Annotated in this window: 9 protein-coding genes; 1 reads left to right on the top strand and 8 read right to left on the bottom strand. The window is 48.1% G+C overall.

Annotated elements, in window-relative coordinates:
* Window positions 1-6: 6 nt before the first annotated feature.
* Both NF543_RS01835 and NF543_RS01840 read right to left on the bottom strand, forming a co-directional pair.
* The gene (locus NF543_RS01835; protein ID WP_257666379.1) at window positions 7-1611 is read right to left on the bottom strand and encodes a RagB/SusD family nutrient uptake outer membrane protein; all 1605 of its coding nucleotides are present in this window, start codon (window positions 1609-1611) and stop codon (window positions 7-9) included.
* 30 nt (window positions 1612-1641) lie between these two features.
* Window positions 1642-4602: a SusC/RagA family TonB-linked outer membrane protein gene (locus NF543_RS01840; protein ID WP_257666380.1), complete on the bottom strand. Its 2961-nt coding sequence runs from the start codon at window positions 4600-4602 to the stop codon at window positions 1642-1644.
* A gap of 181 nt (window positions 4603-4783) precedes the next feature.
* Between NF543_RS01840 and NF543_RS01845 the strand changes: the two genes are divergently transcribed.
* Complete coding sequence (locus NF543_RS01845) at window positions 4784-4981, top strand: hypothetical protein (RefSeq protein ID WP_257666381.1); 198 nt, start codon at window positions 4784-4786, stop codon at window positions 4979-4981.
* 176 nt (window positions 4982-5157) lie between these two features.
* Here the strand turns inward: NF543_RS01845 and NF543_RS01850 are convergent, their stop codons facing one another.
* The 6 genes from NF543_RS01850 to NF543_RS01875 all read right to left on the bottom strand — a co-directional run bounded on the left by NF543_RS01850 (window position 5158) and on the right by NF543_RS01875 (window position 16515).
* Window positions 5158-7035 carry a DUF4859 domain-containing protein gene (locus NF543_RS01850; protein ID WP_257666382.1) on the bottom strand — a complete coding sequence of 626 codons (1878 nt, stop codon included), beginning with the start codon at window positions 7033-7035 and terminating at the stop codon, window positions 5158-5160.
* 42 nt (window positions 7036-7077) lie between these two features.
* A complete protein-coding gene (locus NF543_RS01855; protein ID WP_257666383.1) occupies window positions 7078-8055 on the bottom strand; it encodes a DUF5007 domain-containing protein in 978 nt (325 codons plus the stop codon).
* A 16-nt stretch (window positions 8056-8071) separates the two neighbouring features.
* Window positions 8072-9190, bottom strand: coding sequence for a DUF4859 domain-containing protein (locus tag NF543_RS01860; RefSeq protein WP_257666384.1), 1119 nt, complete (start codon window positions 9188-9190; stop codon window positions 8072-8074).
* A gap of 21 nt (window positions 9191-9211) precedes the next feature.
* Window positions 9212-10687, bottom strand: a complete 1476-nt coding sequence (locus tag NF543_RS01865; RefSeq protein ID WP_257666385.1) for a RagB/SusD family nutrient uptake outer membrane protein — start codon at window positions 10685-10687, stop codon at window positions 9212-9214.
* An 11-nt stretch (window positions 10688-10698) separates the two neighbouring features.
* Entirely contained in the window at window positions 10699-13836 is a 3138-nt protein-coding gene (locus NF543_RS01870) for a SusC/RagA family TonB-linked outer membrane protein (protein ID WP_257666386.1), read from the bottom strand.
* Window positions 13837-14193: 357 nt separating this feature from the next.
* A complete protein-coding gene (locus NF543_RS01875) occupies window positions 14194-16515 on the bottom strand; it encodes a glycoside hydrolase family 127 protein (protein WP_257666387.1) in 2322 nt (773 codons plus the stop codon).
* Window positions 16516-16759 lie beyond the last annotated feature (244 nt).

The following is a 16759-nucleotide window of genomic DNA, read 5'->3' on the forward strand; positions in this document are numbered from 1 at the left end:
CTGTACTCAATAACCCGCATTCTGCGTCAAGTTGGGATTTTTGGTCAGCTCCGCAAAAGGAATGGGAAAAAGTGTGCGTGTTTGCGCTTGCGCATGTGGTCGGTGATTAAACCATGTTTTGGTTTGGAATACCCCGAATCGGATCAGGTCCTGCCGGCGGCGGGCCTCTGCGGCAAACTCCCAGCCCAATTCATCCAGAAACCTGCCGTATTGGATGTCCGCACCACCATTCATGCCATCCACCGAGCCATCTTTATTCTGCCAACCGTAATTATAGCTGCTACCTAGTAAAAGCTGTGGGCCGGTGACTGTCGCTTTCGCCGGGTTATCTTTGAATGCCCGTTGCCGAACTTCGGTGACCAATGTAGCCGCAGCAATGGCGTTGCCTGTGCGTAGCAGTGCCTCGGCCTTCATCATCAATACATCGGCATACCGAAACATCGGATAATCATTATCCAGGTTATTCGTTGCGCCTCGTTTGATTTCGTATTTGCCTATTCGATACCCTGCATTGCTCGGGGCGACAGTACCGTCGCCACCGATCCCCGGCACCGGTTTTACATAATTGATCACTTCATTGCCTGTTGTTGCGTGGTACTGCGGACCTTGTATCCACGTATCATAAAGCCTCATATCATCCGGGTCATAGGTATCGATAAATTGCGGGACGGCACAATTTCCGCCCCAAGGGCCCGCAGACATACTATATACCAGCCTGCTTAGCGGATCAAGGGTTTTCATATGGATTTGGCTACCTGTACCATAAATCTCGTCATACGGCACAGCAAACATGATTTCACCAGAATTTTCATTGGTGTATGTGAATACGTCTGAATAATTCATATCCAATGAGTATGCGTCGCTATCGATGATGTCATTGGCTTCTTGGATGACCTTTTCCCATTGTGGTGAGCCGGTATATACCGCTGCATTCAGATAGATCTTGGTCAACAAGGCCTTCGCTGCCCAGCGGTTCATCCGCCCGTACATCGGCCCGACATCTTCTGACAATAGCGGCAACGCTTCTGTCAATTCCATAACGATAAAATCATATACCTCCTGCCGTGTACTTTGCTCGGGTAACGACGCATCTCGATAATCCGTTACAATGGGAACATTACCGTGATTGTCCAACAGCAGGTAGTAGGCCAATGCACGTGCAGCCCTCAATTCGGCGATGGCATTCCTTCCCACTTCCTCCGGCAGCGGCAATGCACCATCTTCGATTTGCATGATCACGCGGTTTGCCCGGCTGATTGCTGAATACGCCTGGTTCCAGGTATTGGTGGGCTGCCACTGCTCGGATGTCCAATTGTGCTGGTGCATCCGACGGAAAGTTCCCCCATCATCCCATCCATTTGGCCGCACCGGCGTAATGATGATGTCGGCAGATTCTTCCTGCAGGTCGAAATACCCTTGCCAGCCAAACATCAGTGTTCTGAATGGCGCATATACGGGAGCCAAAATAAAAGGCAAGTCCCGTTCCGTGGGGTTAAAATTCTTTTCCAGTATTTCTGAATAAACTTCTTCATCCAAGTTTGTACACGAACTGATACCAGCTCCAAAGGCAATCGTCGATGCCAAAGTAAAAGCAATTATTTTAGTCTTCATGAGTAATTCTTTTTAACGTTCAACCATGGGTTAGAAAACGAGATTCAATCCTACTGTATATGTACGGGTATTGGGGTACTTGTCACGATGGTCAATGCCCGGTGAAAACGTGAAGTTCTGGTTGCCGATTGTCCCCATATTTACGGCTTCGGGATCAATCCCTTTATATCCCGTAAACGTATATAAGTTAAGTCCCGAAACATAAACCCTGAGGTTACTGACTCCTTTAATCATATTGGGTCTGAAGGTATAGCCCAATGTCACATTATCGATTTTCAGGTAATCGGCATCTTCAATGTAGTGTGAAACATAGACCAGGTCATTGTCCAGCTGTTTGCCATATACTGGATCATACGCCGTTTTCAGGACATTATACGCCTTATTTACAGGGTTTTCATAGTACAGTCGCTGCATGTTAAGCACCTGATGGCCAAAAGCCCCCCGGAAGTTCACTGCAAAATCAAACCGTTGAATATTGATGGAGTTATTCCAGCCCAAGTTATACTTCGGGATACCATTACCATAATATTGGCGGTCTTCCGGGGTGGCATCGCCGATCGGAATGGTTTCCCCATCTTTGTTTTCCACCAACCATTTGCCATTGTCATCTACGCCCACGCTCTTCAACACAAAAAACTGCCCGATAGGTCCGCCAACCCGAACACGGTGTGTGCTCACCTGTATCGGCTCGCCGGTATGCCCCCAGTCAAAGAATTCCTGCGTCACGTTAAACTGGTCATTAGATAAATTCACCAACTCATTTTTATTGGTGGAAAAGGTCACATTCGTATTCCACTTTATGGTTTCCGTATCCACGGCTTTTACATTCACCAACGCTTCAAATCCCGAGTTTTTCATGGTTCCAGCGTTCAACATCATGCTACTGTATAAGTAGGGTGGTGTTGGCACGCCAAAGCTATACAGCAGATCTTTCACTGTGCGCGTATAGTAGTCAAGGGCACCTGTCAAGCGGTCGTTAAAGAATCCAAAATCCAACCCCACATTCCACTCCTCCTTTTTCTCCCAGCGCAGATCGGGATTGAAATTGCGTGCCGGCACAAAGCCCGGTACCCATTCGCCATTGATGAACGCACCTTGTGTGATATCGAAATTATAACTGGTTTGTGACTGGTAAGAGCTGGATGCGATGGTACCCGTCACCCCAAATCCCGCGCGCAGTTTAAAGTTAGATACAAATTCCACTGGTTGCATAAACTCTTCATTGGCCAAGTTCCAACCCACCGAAAACGCTGGGAAGGTACCCCACTGGTAGTTTTCTCCAAAGGTGGATGAACCCTCCCGTCGTACGCTAGCCATTGCCATGTAGCGATTTTTCCATACGTAGTTAACCCTTCCAAAAAAACCAGCCAATTGCCATTTATTCTTGTCGCTTTCCATCGTGGCCAGCCCCTCTCTCAGTCCCATACCCGTTTGCAACCGGTTATAGGTATAATCGTCATTGGGGAAATTGAAATTATATACGCTAAACGATTCCCCAACGTTATGCTGCCAGCTGTATCCACCCAAAAGCGTCAGGTGATGGTCACCAAAATTCTTATTGTAATTGGCCGTGAGCTCCAGCAGGTTTTCTTCGTTTGAAGCGGTAGCGCGATTGGCTGTTCCGTTCAAGCTATTCTTCGTTGTATTCACGTGTTGAAAACTCGTGGCATCACCCGTAAGGTTGTTGCTCAACACACGCGACAGCAACATCTTCAAACTCAAATCGCCGATGGGTCGATAATCCAACGATCCGCTGAAACGGGTTTCACGGAATATCCGATCGTCTATCGTTTCATGAATGATGCCCAATGGATTATCATACATATAGGCATTGCCTTCTTTCCAAGTCCCATCTGGATTCTTGATGGGTTCTGTCGGATTACGGATCATTGCCTGACGCCAAGCCCAGCCACCAGCGCCCCCTTGTTTCGATGTCAAACTTTGGTTGATTACCTGCAAGTTAGTTCTAAGCTTACCATCAAACATATCGTGGTTGAGATCAGCCCTGAAATTTAGCCGCTCTTGGCCCGATTTCAGGAAAATACCTTCCCAATTCCGGTAATTCAGCGAGCCCGTGAAATTAGTGCGCGAACTTCCGCCAAAAAACGTCAAATTATGGTTATGGCTTATGGGGTTTTGCAACACCTCATCGATCCAGTTTGTATTACCACTGGAATCTCCATAAGCATATCCCTCCGCAATCAACCGCCGATAGTCATTGGCATCCATCATCTCAGGCTTCCTGAAAATGGTCTGCACATTCGCATAGTTATTGTATTCGATGGAGGTACGGGGTTCGGCACTACGGTTTTTTCGGGTAGTAATCAGTACCACCCCTCCCGTTGCCCGTGTGCCGTAGATAGCCGCAGCGGAACCATCTTTGAGCACATCGACGGATTCGATGTCCTCTGGAGCAACCGTAGCGATATTACCCGGAATACCGTCGATAAGCACCAGTGGGTTCTGGGAGCCATTGATTGAATTGAGGCCTCTCAGGTTAATCTGTGTGGTAGCGTTCGGGTCGCCATTCGGTGTGGTTATCCGAAGGCCGGCTACTTTACCTTGTATCAACTGAGCCGCATCGCGCACCGTACCTTTGGTAAAATCCTCGGCATTTACCCGAGCGATGGCGCTCGTCACCTCACCCTTTCGTTGCGTACCATACCCTACCACCACCACTTCTTCCAAGGTTTCCTCACTCGGCATCAACCGGATGGTCAGTGTGGTTTGGTCAGTGAGATTAAACGTTTGTGATACAAATCCTAATGCGGTTGCTTCGAGGACGGCGGGCGACGCGTATTGAATGGTAAAATCGCCCGACTCATTGGTGGACGTAATGCTTTGTGTATCCTTTATAGCAATGGATACCCCAGCCAACGGAATACCTGTTTCATCCAATACTTTCCCCCGTAGGGTTATGCTTTGCTGGGCCATGCCCTCATAGCAGCATAGCATGCATAACATGAAATAATAGATTGGTAACTTTTTCATATCTATCAGATTTGATTTAAAATTAAATGAAGCCAAAGCATCGCTGCTCACCACCCTCAATATGCTATTGACTAGCTATAATTGGTTCTTTAATTGTCTTTATGACAACATATATGCAAATTTAGGCAGGCTCACGGAACCAGACTAACCACATATTGGCGGATGTAAACCATAAATTAACATGGGTGGTTTTGCTGATGTAGGAAAGGTAAGCTGTGGTATGAATGGGGGTGCACGGTTTTCTGTTTTCTCGCGAAGGCGCAAAGTCGCCAAGCTTGCCTTTTTGACACAAGAGGGATTGGCTGGCGATCAAACACTGCTCCAATACGGACAATATACCTATACCACACTAATTGAAACGTGGCTAATACGTGGATAAAGGGTGGATAAACCGTGGCCTATCCCTATCTTAATACCCACTCAACACCAACCGGATATTCCTCATTAACCGTTGCAGCAACGAGGCGTCTCCCGTAATGATCTCAGCGGTTCCCAGCATCCCTACGGTCAGTTGGATGTATTTAGTCGAAAGATGCTTTTTGTAATATGCTTTCTCTATTCTATGTTAACATTGAATACAAACGTAGCCTGAACCGTGCTACCCGATTCGTATTCATAGACCAATGCCTGCTTGATTATGTAAGTTGTTCCGGCTGTTGTTTGACCGGGGTATTGCCCGATGGAGAACATAAAATTAGATTCATTGTATTCCGAGAAAACCCTTGCCTCGCTTCCCCAATTGACGACGTCGCCATTGGCATCAAACCAATGGCCATAACCATTGGCGGTGGCGGTGGCATTGAGGGCCCCATTGCTTTCCACGGCATAAAACTGGATACTGCTGCCCAACAGCTCCGCTATTTGGCTGGGCTGGAGCACAAAGGCCGTTGCTAATTGGCTCTGGCTGACACTCACTGACGCACCGGTATAATTCGCCGCATCAAACGGGAAACTAACGTCATACGTAAACGTGACATCCTGCGGCTCATCGTCCTCATCAAAGGAAAGGTAGCCCACCACGTTCGTATTAGTCACCTTGATTTTGTATGGCCATTGCTCATCGTTGGTTTCATCATCGTCCCAAGGGTGCGGTGCATAGGTGGTGGGGGCACCGGTGACGATAAACCACAGCTTGCTGCAATTTTGCGGCACGGTGAATGGTACGTTATTATTGGTGCCACTCATCATATTGCCATACACGCGGGTGCCATTTTCCAGCAATGCGATATAACCATGGCGCCACCCCGCCCTACTGGGATTGCTTATCGGGTTAAAACCTGCTTCATTGACCAATCCGGTAAAGGCAATGGAGACTTCCGTTCCTGCTGCGGGTACTTCCAGTGGGATGACATTATACCCCGTGGTTCCAGGGCAACGGTCGTACGTCACCCGCAAGCTCCCGTCCGTAAGCGCATCGAATTTATAGGTATGCACACCAATGTAGTTTTGTCCAATGCTCCGGATGGCGTCCAAATCCCACGTCGCCAATTTGCTGGCGGCATCATAGATTTCGTCATTCAATTGTGCATTGGAAATACCCGTGATGCGCATGTAAGCCTGCATCGGGTCTTCGGGTTGCTGGGCTTCCCGCCAAATCCTTCCCACGATATCGATGCCATGCTTATCCGCCCAGTAATGGTGGATGAAATAATTGGCATAGCGGTACCACTCGTGGATTTGATGCCGATGGCAGTTTTGGGTATAGACCGAGAAATGGTGGGACGCAAAATTTTCCTGGGGATAGCTTTGGTAAGCCTGCCACTGGGCGGTCTGTTCCCAAAACCCATTACCCCCGTTGCCGCCGAATCCGTAACGGAAGCCATGGGCACTACCCAAGTCGCAACGTACCTGATACTGGAAACTGTGCCCGATCTCGTGGGCAATGGTAGCGCCTACTGGCTGGGCGGTATTCGGACTGATCCACAGGGCCCCGATAACATCGTCATATCCCGCACCGAACGCCATCCATTCCGTGGTGTAATGCAAGAAAATCATCATTTTATACTGGTCGAGCTTTGACTGTCCCACACCCCTTTCGGCAAACTTGAGCGTGTCCACATTCAGGGCATAGAACCCTTCGGCCTTTTCGAGTAAATCATCGATATCCACGCGATAGGCCGAAGGCACACCTTCCGTATTGGGATCATGGTTGCCATAACCCGCGCCCCAAAACACGATGAAATGGTCGGATTGTCGGCTCCGGTGATAGCTCCATATACTGGTGCTGTCGTCAAAGTCCATGTTTTGGAATTCCTGTGGGATGTAGATGGCCAGGGTGTCTTCCAATGTTTCTTCCAGAGGGGTCTTGGGGCCCATATTCGTTTCCTTACAGGACATAAAGAACAGTAAAGAAGCCATGGCAGTTATGACTGTAAATAAAAATAAATTTAATATGCCGGCAGCATATGACTTGTTGTAGCGTATTGTTTCCATGGTGGATATATTTGTTTTCACATTATAGCAGCATATATTCTTTTATAAGGGTTTCCTGACCACATTTTTCAACCGGTAGGTAACGGTATAAGTACCACTCAAAAAATAGGTAATGGTACTTACCGGATTCAGGTTTCTGCCTATATCCGTTGCATTACCTACCACGCGGTAGTAGGTGATGCCATCATTCCAAGTAGCGTTCGCAACATTGATCTGCTTAAGCAGCGGATAATTCAGCCCTGTAAACGGATATTGATATTCGATGGACGTATCGGTCACTTCCTCAGAAAAGTAAGGCGACCAATTCGAAAACGTGGGTCTATCGCCTCTTTTGATGATCTCACCTGCTTGGGGATTGAACGGTCGGCCGTTTTTATCTACCCATTTGAAAATAATCTTGTTCTCCGTGGTCGCTTCCCGCTCGACCACAATTTCAAGGGATTGGTCAGCACCCACAAAGTTATCCTCAATCCCGAAGGTTGAAGTGGTCATTGCTTGATACGAAATCGAATGCGTAGCTGCCGACCGTAAGCGGATATCCAAGGCCTCATTGATTACTCGGGCGCCCCTGCTATTCGTTACTTCAACATCAATCGTATACAAGCCGGTATCGATATTGGTGGTGGCCCTCGTCAAGCCTACCCTGCCACCTATTTCATTGATCATGATGGCGGGCGATTTACCTACGTCAATCTTCTCCATTACCTTTTCCAAGGTGTTATCGTCATTCGTAATCTCTGCCAAATAAACAGGCACGTCATACTCCTGCAAAAATTCGGTGGCTTCACGCCCTGTTTTTTTATCGCGTATACTGAGGAGCTTGACCTGAACCGGAGAAGTACTCCCATCCAAAATAAGGGATCCAGTATAGAGCACCTGACCTTGCGTAGCTTCCAACGTCCGCAAATTATAGGTGATATAGTCACTGATATAGCCGGATTCGACTTTGGAACAACTTCCGACAGCCGCCACTAAACCTATTAGGCTTATGAGCGGAAACAACTTATTTATCTTCTGCATATGCTTTGCTTTTTATTCATTCTATCGTTATGTTAAACACAAACGTCACCCGGATCATCTCAAAACCCGCCTCATACGCCATGGCCTGTTTGATGGTATATTCATTCCCCGCTGCAGTCTGCCCGGGAAATTGCCCGATATTGAAGGTGAAGTTGGCTTCATCATACTCGCAAAATAACCGGGCATCGGCACCCCAATTGATCACATTTCCATTGGCATCAAACCAATGTCCGTAACCGTTTGCTGTTGTGGTGGCATTGAGTTCTCCGTTACTTTCCACGGCGTAGAACTTAATGGTATTACCCAAAAGGTCGGGTATTTCACTGGCTTCGAGCCCAAAGGCCGTGGCCAACTCATTTTGGTCAATGCTTACCGATGCACCCGAATAGTTGGCGGCATCAAAAGGAAAGGCTACGTCGTAGTTCCATGTCGAGTTCTGGACACTAAGCGGCGGATAAAAATCGGCTATAAAATTATGGCTATTGGCCAACACATTGATCACCGTTCCGGTGGAGGTAATGATACCTGAAGTCTGACACCTAATCCGCAAATCGGTCTCGTCACCCTCAGGCGTTGTGACCACCCCATCGCTATTTACCTGGTCTTGTTCGCCCCGGATCTGTACATAATATAGGTAATAGATGGGTTGGAAGGACCATTGGCCTGGTGGCTGAAGTTGCCTATGATAGCTAAAACCCGGAATTCCAGAGGCATTGGCTATCGGGGTATACTGCGTATTGGCGGTCGTGGGGCCATGGTTCCCGTCGTTGTAAATATAAGTCCGCAGTGAATCGACGTTAACCGCTTCCAGCATTTGTGCCAATGAATAGGTGGCATTTTCATCCCTAATCAATAATTCCGCCCATTTCCGGTTGTAAAACCGCTTGATGGAATAGTTGGTTGGAGCAAAGAAAGTCGATGCATTGTTAATCTCATCTTTCAGTCCAAAATGGTCAATCACAATGATGAGGGTATCGAACAGCCCTGCAGGGTGCTGCGCCAGATAATCGTAAGTGGTTAGGTTTACCCTGGCCTCGTGCACGCCCTCATCCGTCAGGTAGCTTTCCTTCTTGCAGGAATACAAGCATAGCATTCCTGATAGGGAAATTAATAAAATAAAAAATAGCTTTCTCATATCATTCGTTCAAATGGTCAATTACATATTCACAGTACTCCAGTAAGGGGTCTGCCGTAGTTGTTTGTTTAGGCTGAGCAAGCTGGGGTCAAACGGCCAATAATGCTTTCCAGCTTCGAACTGACTGGAAGTCATCTTAGCTCCGAACTTCATGGTTCCGTTGTACCGTGCCAAACGAACCAAGTCGAAAAAACGATGTCCCTCCAGGAACAATTCTCTTCCGCGCTCCTCGATAATGGCTTCAAACAGGTCGCCGCTGTTGTCCCAAACGTCCAGCCCTGCCTTTTCGCGCACTTCATTGAGTATGATCACGGCTGCGGATTCATTACCGGTAGCCGCCAGTGCTTCGGCTTCCAGTAGCCGGATATCCGCATAGCGGAAAATGATGATGTTGTTTTTGAAGATGGCTATGGCAGATCCCGTCTCATTGGTATAGGTCACGTTGGCATATTTCGTGCAAATGACCGCCTCCGTACTCAACGTTCGGTTGAAAACGCTCCGCAGACGCAGGTCATCATCTCCATACAGCTCACCCATCCGGGTATGGGAAATCACCAATCCCGGCAATCCCGTCCTTCCCCGCAGATACGGCGCCATCAGCGTGAAATTACCAATGCCCTGGATCGTACCTTCGTTGGCCGCGTTTTGGGAAACCTCGAATATCCCTTCTGTCGACTGTCCCTTGTAGATGCCGTGATAGCTGGCGCTGTCTCTTGATACATACGTGTAGTTTCCTTGCTGCGCTACCATGTTGGCGGCCGTAGCACAGGAGGCATAATCCCCTTGCCAGGCATACACATGCGCTGCCAACGCATACAATGCCCCTAAATTGGCACGAATAGCCCGGTCACGGGCTGAAGCATAGCCCCAGCTCAGCAGGCCACTAGCCGCTTCAATATCCGAAAGACATTGGGCCAGGATTTGACTGGTGGTTGCAGCAGGAAAATCTTCGGCATCCACCACATTCACGGAACGGGTCACCAAGGGAACCCCTCCCCATACCCTCGCCATATAAAAATAGGTGAACGCCCGCATGTAGTATGCCTCGCCAAGGTATCGACCCCGTACTTCTTCGCTCGAAAAAGCATCGGCTGGCATCTCCGCTACATAGTGCAACACCCTATTGGCCTGGTCAATGACCCGATAGAATAGATCATATCGTCGCAGGCGAAGCATAGGATTCCACGTTTCCGATGCAGGGACTGCAAGTGACCAAGTCATATTGGCGACAAAGCTATAAGGCCAAGCGGTTACTGTACTGAATTCATCCGAAGGCAAATCGCCATAAGCATAATGCGTCATGCCATCGGAATAATTCAAGGCTTGCCGCAACAGGGCATAGGTGGCTGTCACGGCCGAATTGGCATCGGCTTCCGTCTTCCAAAAACTATCATCAATCGGATAGCTTTGAGGCTCCAAATCCAAAAAATCACTGCACGAGCTACATAAGTATAAGGTAGCTATACAGCTATATAGTGCTAATATTTTTCTTATCATGGTCTGTGGTATTAAAATGATAAATCGACTCCAAACGTGAATTTCTTTGGTATGGGGTATCCGTTCCCTGTGGAATAGCCATTTGGCTGGACCGCTTCGGGGTCTGGTGTATCAGACCAAGAGCGGATATAGAGGTTATCCAGCATGCCGAAAAATCGAATAGATCGGCATTTCAGATTGTCGACCCATTGCTGTGGCAGGTTATAACCCAATTGGACGTTTTTCAGCCTCACGAAGCTGGCATTCTCTACAAAATAGCTTTGCGCGATATGCCAATTATCCACCGTATTGGAAAATAAGTTTGGGTAACGAGTCTGGTCGCCCGGCTGTAACCAAAAATCGGAAACGCTGAAGTCTCCTGCAATAGCAGAATTGCTTCCCCAGGTCCCAAATAAATTGGAAGATCCGGCATCTTGAAGCCGGTCCGACAGGTACCCGTTCCAGAGGTTCCTTCCCTCAATGAACGTAATCAATACCTGCAGGGTAAACCCTTTGTAGGCAAAATTATTGGTCAACCCGCCGGTAATCCTGGGATTGGGATCGCCCATCGACACCTTATCCAAGTAGTCAATGATGTAATCCCCATTCACATCCACGGGGTCTGGATCACCCGCCTTATAAAATTGCCCCGTCAGTCCGCTTCGTAACCGGTCGCCAGTAAGGGGGTCAATGGGCACATCGGCATCGGCAGCAAAAACACCGTTCACCTGCCAGACCTGGAAGGGGAACATCGGTTGCCCCACATTGAGGGTACGCTCCATCCAAGGCGGCCCTACACGGAACTCCCGGCCGTCATTGGGCAACTTGACCACCTTATTTTTATTGTACGCGATGTTGAAATTGGTATACCATTGGAAAGCCGACTGGGGGTTCATGTTCACGGAATTGATGGTTAACTCCACCCCGCTATTGCGGATATCCACAAAATTGCTGATAATGTTCGAAAAGCCTGTAATGATTGGGGCCGGCGCTTCGAATACCATGCTTCTAGACTCCCGCATGTAATAATCTGCGGTGATCGTCAATCTGTCCCGGATAAAATTGGCATCCAGGCCGATATTGAACTGCGGTGTACGTTCCCATTTGATATTAGCCGCTGATGCCGGGTTGTTGTAATTCGGATAGGTTACTAAGGTGCCATTGTATGTGGAACCAGACACATTGTCCCCATTGTCCAATCGGGAGCCTACATAACCGGCGTTGAAGCCCAAGTTGGTATATTGGGCATAATAACTGCCCGGGTCAAGCCCGGTGAGGCCGTAGCTCGACCTGACTTTAAGAAAGGAAACTACATCAGTCAACGGTTCGAAAAACGGCTCTTCGGACAAAACCCATCCAGCGGAGATAGCTGGGAATATACCCCATCGATTATCGCGGCTGTAACGTGAGGATGCATCCTGCCGATAACTTGCCTGCAGCAAATAACGTCCTTTATAGTCATAACCCAGGCGGCCAAACAACGACACCCTTGCCCGTTCTTCCAAGCTTGTCCAACCATATAAATCCGGCCCAGATGGAATCCCAGATATAGTCTTGATGATGGTGCTGTTATCGCTCCATCCTTGCTGGTATCGATCATTTCTATTGTTCTTTTCCATACCGTATCCCAATACGCCTGACAGGTTATGGTTTTCTTTCAAGGTTTTATAATAATTGAAGAAACTCTCCAATTCCCAGCGTTGGTTTTGGTATACCCAACTTTGGGCACGGTTACGACCATTCCCTGTAATCAGTCCGGGCTGGAAAAGATCGCGGGTATTGTTATTAATGTTGTAGGAGAACTGCGTGCGGAACGACAACTCCGGCACAAACAGCTGCTTGATGGTCACCGCGGTATTCCCATTGATGCTCGTCGTCTTGTCATCGTCCATCAAATCGTCGTACCGACCGGTGTGAACAGCCCGTTCCGCATCGGTTATTTGCCAGAAAGAAGATGGGAATCCCCATGTCGTAAAGGGGAATTTACTCCCAAAAACACCTTCGCCTGAACCATGTTTAGCCTTCGTCAGCCCTGCAAACAAGTTGGTTTCAATCTGGACATTCTTGGTCGGATTGGCTTGCAGGAAAATACGTGGTGTGACATTGTCATTTTCATAACCAATCATTACGCCTTCTTCATAATACCGTTGGACGGAGAGCCTATAGATGAAGGTTTCCGTGGATGCTCCAACACTCGCGTTGATGTTATTCACGCGGGCTGCACGCAGAAACATGCCCTGCCAATCGGTATTGTTATTGAAAGCTGTATTCAAGCTATCCGTCAGCATCATGCTGATTTGGTCATTATTAAACCAATTGTATTGGCCTCCTCCATACAGCAATGCCATTTTGAGGCGCCGTTCTTCCGCCCCTACTTGGATGGGTTTCATGGCAGGCCTATTGGCCACACCCATATAAGCCGAAACACGGACTTCCGGCTTAGCACCCATTGGCCGTTTGGTCTTTACGATAATCACCCCATTGGCTGCACGTGCCCCATAGATTGCTGATGCCGACGCATCTTTCAGAATATCCACGGATTCGATATCGTTGGGGTTGATGGATTGCAAGGGGTTAGCCCCATAAGCCGACCTGAAGTCATTCACGTCATAGATAATGTTATCGATCACATATAGGGGAGCAGTGATGGCATTATCGGCTAATCTAACGTTGCTGCTTCCGCGGATGTTGACCAAGTTGTTTGTTCCTGGCTCACCCGAAGTACTCAACACGGTCATTCCCGCTACACGGCCTTGTAACATCGCATCAAAAGTGGCATAGGGTGTGTTTTCAAACTCCTTGCCTTTTACCGAGGCAATGGCACCTGTTGTTTTCCGCCGCTGGATGTCTTGGTAGCCAATCACCACCACTTCATCGAGACCACTGAGGCTTTCTTGCAACACAATCACGTACGAAGGTTGGTCGGTTATCTTAATCGATATTCGCTCAAACCCAACCAATGAAACTTCAATTACCTCTCCAGTTGACGCTTGAATATTAAATACGCCTCTATCGTCGGTCTGGGTTACCCGGTTTGTTCCTTTAACCTGTACCGTCGCGGACGATAAGGGCTCACCTCGGTCATCCTTCACCTCACCGGTCTTGATCTGCGCCATAAGCGCAAACGGTATTAGGATGACACATAATAAAATAGTGAATTTTCTCTCCATATTGCTTAATTTAGTTAGTACATAAATGATCGGTTAATATTCATATAATGTCTATTCGACAATTATTGTATTATAGTGCTTGATCAACAGCATTCTCGCGATAAAAACCTCCGCTTATGCTAGATTTTAATTGGTCGTTAGTTTAAGTTGCTAAATTGCGTCGTTTTGTTTCACCATCCTAAACATATTTTCGCCAGTGATAACCAAAAATTGACGTAATAATTAAGCCTTTGGCAAGACCAGATGGGCAAATGGTTAATGATTGAATTCGGAATCGCTGAATGCTAATAATGGATTATGAAGTATCGCGTTTTATATTTAAAGTAGCTATTACCCATTGAATCAATTACCAAAAAGCTACCGCTTCACCGTCCTCGCTGCAAAGAGTGGCCCTCCGCGACTACCGGTATGGGGTGCGATTTTCACGTTAATGTGTTGCTTGTCTTTCGTCAGGTCTTCCGGGATATCGTATTGGATGGAAAGGAACGATCCGTCCTTGATACCACTGATATTCTGCGTGGCTATGGTCTGCCCATCTACTTGGATATCGAACGTCTTGCTTCCTGTATATCCACCCCAATATTCAAACACCAGTGCCATGGGTTGCGCTGGGAGGACTTTCATGTCAAAGCCAAACCATCCGCCACGCTCGGCCTGCCGGGCTTTTCGATCCTGCATCTGCACAACATGCGCATCCCCCCCTTCGTAATGGTGATCACGCTCCGGCTGCATCTCACCCAGTTGGAAAAAATCATAGGTGATGGATTCGATCCGTGCATATGCTGTCTTCTCGGCTTCATAGGTAGCCTGTAATTCCTTCCACTCTTGTTGGTTGAACACATCCCAATATACTGAATACCGCTTGTCATGTGTCACATAAAAAGGCTTCATCTCCACGTCCCGCGGTTTGCCCACACCTTGGGTACTAAAGGTGTTCGGGCCGTCAGCAGTCTCTATCCAAGCTTTGGGATTACGATCTTCCGTAAAAAATACCGGTACGAAATCCGAATCTTTTGCCTTGGGGTCGTCTACTTCGCCCAACTCTCCGGCCATCACCACCGGTCCATATAACACCGCAAGCCGCGTATGGTCATCGGGCATTTCCTCGGTACGTAACGTGAAGGGCAATTCCACTTCTACATGATCACCGTCCTTCCATGTACGCGATAACGTGACGAAACTTCCCGGTGTTTCCCCATGTTGGTACTCCTCACCATTCACCCGTATTGTTATACCTTGCTCTGCCCAATAGGGATAACGGATTTTTACGTCGAAGCGCTGCGATTCTTCCAAATTAAAGGTAAACGCTGTTCCCTGCTGTTGGGGATAAGCTGTTTCCTGACGTAACGTTAGTCCCTTATCCTCCCATGAAAGTTCGGACGCCATATACTGGGTGATGTAGAGTTCGTCATCATTATGGTAATAGATATGCCCGGCATATTTGGCGTGATTTTCCATCCCTGTACCTACACAGCAGGTAAAACCAAACGGATTCTGGTAATGCTTATGGCCGCCCATCTCCAGGGAAAGGTTGTAAATGACGTGACCAGTCAACGGATGCTGCGACGCTAGAATCTGGTTGAATAACGCCCGTTCGTAGTAATCCGCAACTTCGGCGCTTGGCTCCCATTGGAAAATCCTATCCGAGAGCTTCAGCATGTTGTATACATTGCAGGTCTCCGTGGTTTCATCGCTCAGCCGCTTACTGAGCTTATCCGGTTGCCCGAAATACTCGTGGTTGGCATTTCCTCCCGTTACATAAGAGTGATGGTGAACTACCCGATCCCAAAAGAATTTTGCAGCCTGGTAGTCTTCTTCGTTTCCAGTGGCCTGATAACGCTTCACCAACCCAATTACTTTGGGTATCTGCGTATTGGCATGTAGCCCGGCCAGTGAATCCCGGCCCTGGACCAAGTTATCCAACACAGCCTTGTGATAGAAGGCGCCAGCCATATCGAGGTATTTTTTATCTTGCGTATGGTTATATAAATCCACCAATGACTCATTCATCCCGCCATGCTCACAATGCAATACCTGCTGCATCTGCTCGTCCGTCAAGGGTTCGATGACCGTACCTATCCAATCGGCAAAGCGGGTGGCTACGGTAAGCGCCTTTTCGTTGTCCAACAACGTATATGCATCATGGAGACCTGCCAGTACTTTATGATGCGTATAGAACGGTGCCCAGATGCCATTAAGGTCAAAACCCTGTGAGCGGATATCCCCCTTGGCTATTTCGTTCTCAAAAACCTCCTTGCCATTGTCAAACGCACCGAGGTAGCCGTCGCCGTCTGCTTCTTGGCATAAGGCGAGTTCATCCACGATGTAGTTGGCACGGATCCTAAACTCCTCGTTTCCCGTACTTAAGTACATCAATGCACAAGCTGATAGGTAATGCCCCAAGCTATGTCCAGCCAGTGATTGAGCCTCCCAGCCCCCGTAATGTTCCGCCTTGGGTTCCAATCCCGCATTCTTCCGAAACCGCGCCAGAAAACGGTCGGGCTCATAGGCCAATAGGATTCTCTCATTCAGTTCGGTGGCATCCTTAAAGGGGCCGTCAAGTAACTTCACTGCCGTCAGTGGGAAGCTTGTGACTTCTTTCAGGTTTTCATTCGTGTTTGAACAAGCTGCGGCCACCACCGCAGCCGCTACGATTATCATTTTAGTCAATATGTTCATAGTAATAGCAATCTTGCCTACCCTTAATATACAAAGGTAGTACGGCCAACACGTTGAAACTAACCGTATATTGGCGGATGCAGTTCGGAATTTAACAGAGAGTTAATCCGTAGCCCCAAGAGGAAAGGAATTACCTTCGGTGAGCTCACTTCGTTCGGTTTCGCAGGGATAGCCGGAAGCTATCGCGAGAAATTTAACGAAGGTGCAGCCAAAAAGAGGCATAAAATACCGAGCCGCCAAAATG

This window comes from Parapedobacter tibetensis, from assembly GCF_024704835.1.
Taxonomy (GTDB): Bacteria; Bacteroidota; Bacteroidia; order Sphingobacteriales; family Sphingobacteriaceae; genus Parapedobacter; species Parapedobacter tibetensis.